Annotated in this window: 5 protein-coding genes; all 5 read right to left on the bottom strand. The window is 65.0% G+C overall.

Annotation, left to right across the window (positions count from 1 at the left end; translation table 11 throughout):
• On the bottom strand, positions 1 to 734 hold a 734-nt coding region (locus tag RMO40_RS21790; protein ID WP_309725695.1), incomplete at its 3' end, for an ABC transporter permease subunit.
• On the bottom strand, positions 727 to 1,611 hold the full coding sequence (locus tag RMO40_RS21785) for an ABC transporter permease subunit (RefSeq protein ID WP_309725694.1): 885 nt from the start codon (positions 1,609 to 1,611) through the stop codon (positions 727 to 729). The genes RMO40_RS21790 and RMO40_RS21785, both read right to left, overlap by 8 nt.
• Complete coding sequence (locus tag RMO40_RS21780) at positions 1,608 to 2,636, bottom strand: ABC transporter ATP-binding protein (protein WP_309725693.1); 1,029 nt, start codon at positions 2,634 to 2,636, stop codon at positions 1,608 to 1,610. The genes RMO40_RS21785 and RMO40_RS21780 overlap by 4 nt, the downstream gene beginning before the upstream one ends.
• Positions 2,637 to 2,754: 118 nt before the next feature.
• The gene (locus tag RMO40_RS21775; protein ID WP_309725692.1) at positions 2,755 to 3,834 is read right to left on the bottom strand and encodes an ATP-binding cassette domain-containing protein; all 1,080 of its coding nucleotides are present in this window, start codon (positions 3,832 to 3,834) and stop codon (positions 2,755 to 2,757) included.
• 25 nt (positions 3,835 to 3,859) lie between these two features.
• Entirely contained in the window at positions 3,860 to 5,428 is a 1,569-nt protein-coding gene (glpD, locus tag RMO40_RS21770) for a glycerol-3-phosphate dehydrogenase (protein WP_309725696.1), read from the bottom strand.
• Positions 5,429 to 5,454 lie beyond the last annotated feature (26 nt).

Here is a 5,454-nt window from a genome sequence, read left to right as displayed (position 1 = left end):
AGCACACCCGCCGCCGCCAGCGTCGCCCAGTCCATCCCCGAAGCCGACACGGTGCGCGTCATCGTAGCGACGATCGGCTTGGCATTGACGCTGGTCAGCGTGCGCGCCAGCAGCAGTTCGACCCAGCTGAACATGAAACAGAAGAAGGCGGCCACGCCCACACCCGCCTTGATCAGCGGGATGAAGATGGTGAGGAAGAAGCGCGGGAAGGAGTAGCCGTCGATGTAGGCCGTCTCGTCGATTTCGCGCGGGATGCCGCTCATGAAACCTTCGAGAATCCACACCGCCAGCGGCACGTTGAACAGCAGGTGCGCGAGCGCCACCGCGATGTGCGTGTCCATCATGCCGAGGGTGGTGTAGAGCTGGAAGAAGGGCAGCAAGAACACCGCGGGCGGTGTCATGCGATTCGTCAGCAACCAGAAGAACACATGCTTGTCGCCGAGGAAGCTGTAGCGGCTGAAGGCATAGGCCGCCGGCAGCGCCACCAGCAGCGAGATCACCGTGTTGATGGCGACGTAGATCAGCGAGTTGATGTAACCCGAATACCACGACTCATCGGTGAAGATGGTCTTGTAGTGCTCCCAGGTGAAGTTCACCGGGAACAGGCTGAAGGTCGACAGGATCTCGTTGTTCGTCTTGAACGACATGTTGACCATCCAGTACACCGGCAGGATGGCAAACAGCAGGTACGCGATCAGGAAGATCGTGCGCTTCTTGAAGCGGCGCTCATCCATGTTGAGCCTCCTTCACGTTTTGGGTGCCCACACGCTGCATCCAGTTGTAGAGGATGAAACACAGCAGCAGGATGATCAAAAAGTAGATCAGCGAGAAGGCGGCCGCAGGGCCGAGGTCGAACTGGCCGACCGCCTTTTGCGTGAGGTACTGGCTCAGGAACGTGGTCGCATTGCCCGGCCCGCCACCCGTCAGCACAAAGGGCTCGGTGTAGATCATGAAACTGTCCATGAAGCGCAGCAGCACCGCAATCATCAGCACACCTCTCAGCTTGGGCAGCTGGATGTAGCGGAACACGGCGAGCTTGCTTGCACCATCGATGCTTGCCGCCTGGTAGTAGGCATCGGGGATGGCGCGCAGGCCGGCAAAGCACAGCAGCGCGACCAGTGGCGTCCAGTGCCATACGTCCATCACCAGCACCGTCAACCACGCATGGGTGGCGCTGCCGGTGTAGCTGTAGTCGATGCCCAGCCAGGCGAGCGAGGCGCCCAACAAGCCGATGTCGGTGCGGCCGTAGATTTGCCAGATGGTGCCGACCACGTTCCAGGGGATCAGGAGCGAGATGGCGACCAGCACCAGCACGGCCGATGACTTCCAACCGCTGGCCGGCATCGACAGCGCGAGGGCGATGCCCAGCGGGATCTCGACCAGCAGCACCGAGAGCGAAAAACCGATCTGGCGCATGAGCGCGCCTTGCAGGTCGTCGTCTCGCATCACCGACTTGAACCACTCGGTGCCGACGAACACCCGGCGCTCGGGCGAGATGATGTCTTGCACCGAGTAGTTGACCACCGTCATCAAGGGCAGGATGGCCGAGAAGGCCACGCACAAGATGACGGGGAGGATGAGAAACCAGGCTTTCTGGTTGACGGGTTTCATGCGACGAGTTCCTCGTTCTTGTAGTAGCAGGTGTGCGTGCCCGCGACACTGAACCAGGCCGTGTCTCCCACCGCCGGTGGTGACGCATCGGCGCTGAGCCTCGCGCGGATCACGCTCGACCCCGTCTTGGCGGTGATGAGCCAGTAGGTGCCGACGTCTTGCCGCTGCGTGACGATGGCCGTCACGGCGCCGGCGGTGTTGGGGGCGGTGATGGTCACGTACTCGGGTCGAACGCCGAGCAGCGTGGCGCCTTCCGGCGCACCGGGCACGATGCCGGCGGGCAAAAAGTTCATGCCCGGCGAGCCGATGAAATGGCCGACGAAAGTGTGTTGCGGGCGCTCGAAAAGCTGGTCGGCCGAGCCGATCTGCACGGCGCGGCCGCGTGTCATCACCACCACTTCTTCGGCGAAGGTGAGCGCCTCCACCTGGTCGTGCGTCACGTAGATCAACGTGAGCTTCAGCTCATGGTGAATCTGCTTCAACTTGCGGCGCAGTTGCCACTTGAGGTGCGGGTCGATCACGGTCAGCGGCTCGTCGAACAGCACGGCGCTCACGTCTTCGCGCACCAGGCCACGGCCCAGGCTGATCTTCTGCTTGGCGTCGGCCGCCAGCCCGGCGGCGCGGGTGTTGAGCTGGCCGCTCATCTCCAGCATCTCGGCGATCACGCCCACACGCTGCTTGATCTTGTCGGGCGCAACACCGCGGTTCTTCAGCGGGAAGGCGAGGTTCTCGGCCACCGTCATCGTGTCGTAGATGACAGGGAACTGGAACACCTGGGCGATGTTGCGCTGCTGCGGCGACTTGCGTGTCACCTCCACGCCGTCAAATTTCACCGTGCCTTGCGAGGGCGTGACGAGGCCGGAGACGATGTTGAGCAGCGTGGTCTTGCCGCAGCCCGAGGGGCCGAGCAGGGCGTAGGCGCCGCCGTCGCGGAAGGTCATCTTCAGCGGCAGCAGGGCGTAGTCTTCGTCCTTCTGCGGGTTGGGCCGATAGGCGTGCGCGAGATCGAGGTCGATGCGTGCCATTATTTGCCCCCCAGTCGCTGCGCTCCTGCCCCCAAGGGGCGCCACCCCAGAGGCCCGGCAAAGCCGGTTCCTCGGGGCGTTGCTCTATGGGCACTTCGCTGCGCTTGTGAAAAAAGAGTCATTTGATCTGTCCCGTTTCCCGCTGCGGGGCGACCAGCAGTGCGCCAGCCGAGTCGAACACATGCACATGCTCGGGGTGCAGGTACAGCGTGATCGGCGCGCCGAGGTCGAAGAAGTGCACGCCGGTGAGTTGCGCGACCACTTCGCCGATCGCGGTGTCGACGTGCACAAAAGTGTCGGAGCCTGAGATCTCGGCCAGCTCCACCTTGCCGGGCAGGGCCACGTCACCGGGGCGCTGGTGCACACGCAAGGCGCTCGCCCGCACGCCGATCGTCAGTGCCTGGGTGTGCGCCTGCGGCAGCGGCACCGAGAGTTGCACACCCGCCGGCAGGCTGATGCCGATGCTGGCCGCGTTGCCGGCGATCAGGTTCATCGGTGGGTCGCTGAAGGCGCGCGCCACGCGGATGGATTTGGGCCGGTGGAACACCTCGGCGGTCGGGCCGTATTGCAGCAGCTCGCCGCCATCCATCACGGCGGTGTAGCCGCCGAGCAGCAGCGCCTCGGTGGGCTCGGTGGTGGCGTAGACCACGGTCGAGCTGCCGGCGGCAAACAGCTGGGTCAGTTCGTCGCGCAGCTCTTCTCTGAGCTTGTAGTCCAGGTTCACCAGCGGCTCGTCGAGCAGCATCAGCGGTGCGTTCTTGGCCAGCGCGCGGGCCAGCGCCACACGCTGCTGCTGGCCACCCGACAGCTCGGCCGGCAGGCGCTTCAGGAAGGGCTCGATGTGCAGCTTGGCCGCGAGCTCGTTCACCCGCTCGGAGATGCCCTTGTCCTTGCGCAGTTTCAAAGGCGAGGCGATGTTGTCGAACACCGTCATCGACGGGTAGTTGATGAACTGCTGGTAGACCATCGCGACATTGCGTTCGCGCACCGGGGTGCCGGTCACGTCGACGCCATCGACGCGCACGATGCCCTTGCTGGGCACGTCCAGCCCCGCCATCAGTCGCATCAGCGTGGTCTTGCCGGCCTGCGTGGCGCCCAGCAACACCGTCACGGCGCCCGGCACGAGCGTCAAATCCAGCGGGTACAGGTGGGTGTCCGGGCCCACCTGTTTGTCGACCCGCTCCAGGGTCAGCTGCATCTGGCTTTCCTTTTCGTCAACACGCTCACGCTTTCATCTCCAAGGGCTCTTTCTTCAGGGGCCAACGGGCTTGGCACCAGCGCGCCACTTGCTCGCGGTCGGCCGCTGTCATGTGCAGGCCGAGCTTGGTGCGCCGCCACAACACATCGTCGGCGCTGCGCGCCCACTCGTGCTGGTGCAGATAGTTGAGTTCGGCTTCGTACAAGCCGGGCGCAATCTCTTCGCCCAGGCCTTCGGGACCGACCACCTTGTCGATGCGCGCGCCGTAGCAGCGCGCGAGGTGGCGGCGCACGGTGGCAGGCCAGGTGGGGTGTTGCTGGGCAAGCGCCTGGTCGAAACGTTCGAAGTCGGAGTCGGGCCGCACCGGCGGACCGATCCAGGCGCTCAGGTCGCCCCCAGGCAAAAAGGCGCCGGCGGTCCACGCGGGCTTTTTCACGCCCAGGTGCTGGCACAGGCCATCGGCGGCTTCTTCGGCGAGTTTTCTGAAGGTGGTGATCTTGCCGCCCCACACGGTGAGCAGCGGGGCTTGTGCGGTGTCGAAGTCGAGTTGGTAGTCACGGGTGACCGCTGACGCGTCGGCGGTCTCGTCGCCCAGCAAGGGCCGCACGCCGGCGTACGTCCAGACCACGTCACTCGGGGTGATGGGCTTGGCGAAATAGCGGCTGGCCTGCTCGCACAGGTAGCTGATCTCGTCGTCGTTGATGCGTGCCTGGCCGGCCGGGCCGTCGTGCTCCACGTCGGTGGTGCCGATCAGCGTGAACTCGCCTTCGTAGGGGATGGCAAAGATGATGCGGCGATCGGGGTTCTGGAAGATGTAGGCGTGGTCGTGGTCGAAGAGTTTCTTCACCACGATGTGGCTGCCCTTCACCAGGCGCAGTGTTTTCGACTCATGCAGGTGTGCATGTTCCTGCAAGAACTGCGCAGCCCAGGGCCCAGCTGCATTGACCAGCGCACGCGCGCTGACGCGGCGCCGTGCGCCATGAGCGTCTTGCAGCTGCATCTGCCAGCCGGTGGGGTTGCGCTGCGCATCCACACAGCGCCAGCCGGTGAGCACGGTGGCGCCGTGTTCGGCCGCGTCGATGGCGTTGAGCACCACCAGGCGCGCGTCGTCGACCCAGCCGTCGGAGTAGACAAAGCCTTTGGTGAACTGGGGCTTGAGGGGCTGGCCGGCCACATGCGAGCGCATGTCGATGCCGTGCGAGCCGGGCAGCACCTCGCGCTTGGCCAGGTGGTCGTAGAGGAAGAGGCCCGCGCGGATCATCAGCGCCGGTCTCATGCTCGGGTCGTGCGGCATCACGAAGCGCAGCGGCCACATGATGTGCGGCGCGCTTTTCAGCAGCACCTCGCGCTCGGCCAGCGCCTTGCGCACCAGCGAAAACTCGTAGTACTCGAGGTAGCGCAGGCCGCCGTGGATCAGCTTGGTCGAAGACGACGAGGTGTGTGCCGCGAGGTCGTCCTTTTCGCACAGCAGCACCGACAGGCCGCGCCCTGCGAGGTCGCGCGCGATGCCCACGCCATTGATCCCGCCGCCCACGATGAGCACATCGCAGGTGGTGTCGGTGGTCGTCGGCGTCGGGCGGTCCGTGGGCGCCAGATCGGGTGCGCCCGGGTGCGGGTGGT

Origin of the sequence: Rhizobacter sp. (genome assembly GCF_031412075.1) — a bacterium.
Classification (GTDB): domain Bacteria; phylum Pseudomonadota; class Gammaproteobacteria; order Burkholderiales; family Burkholderiaceae_C; genus Rhizobacter.
This window is presented reverse-complemented; position numbering and strand designations above follow the sequence as displayed.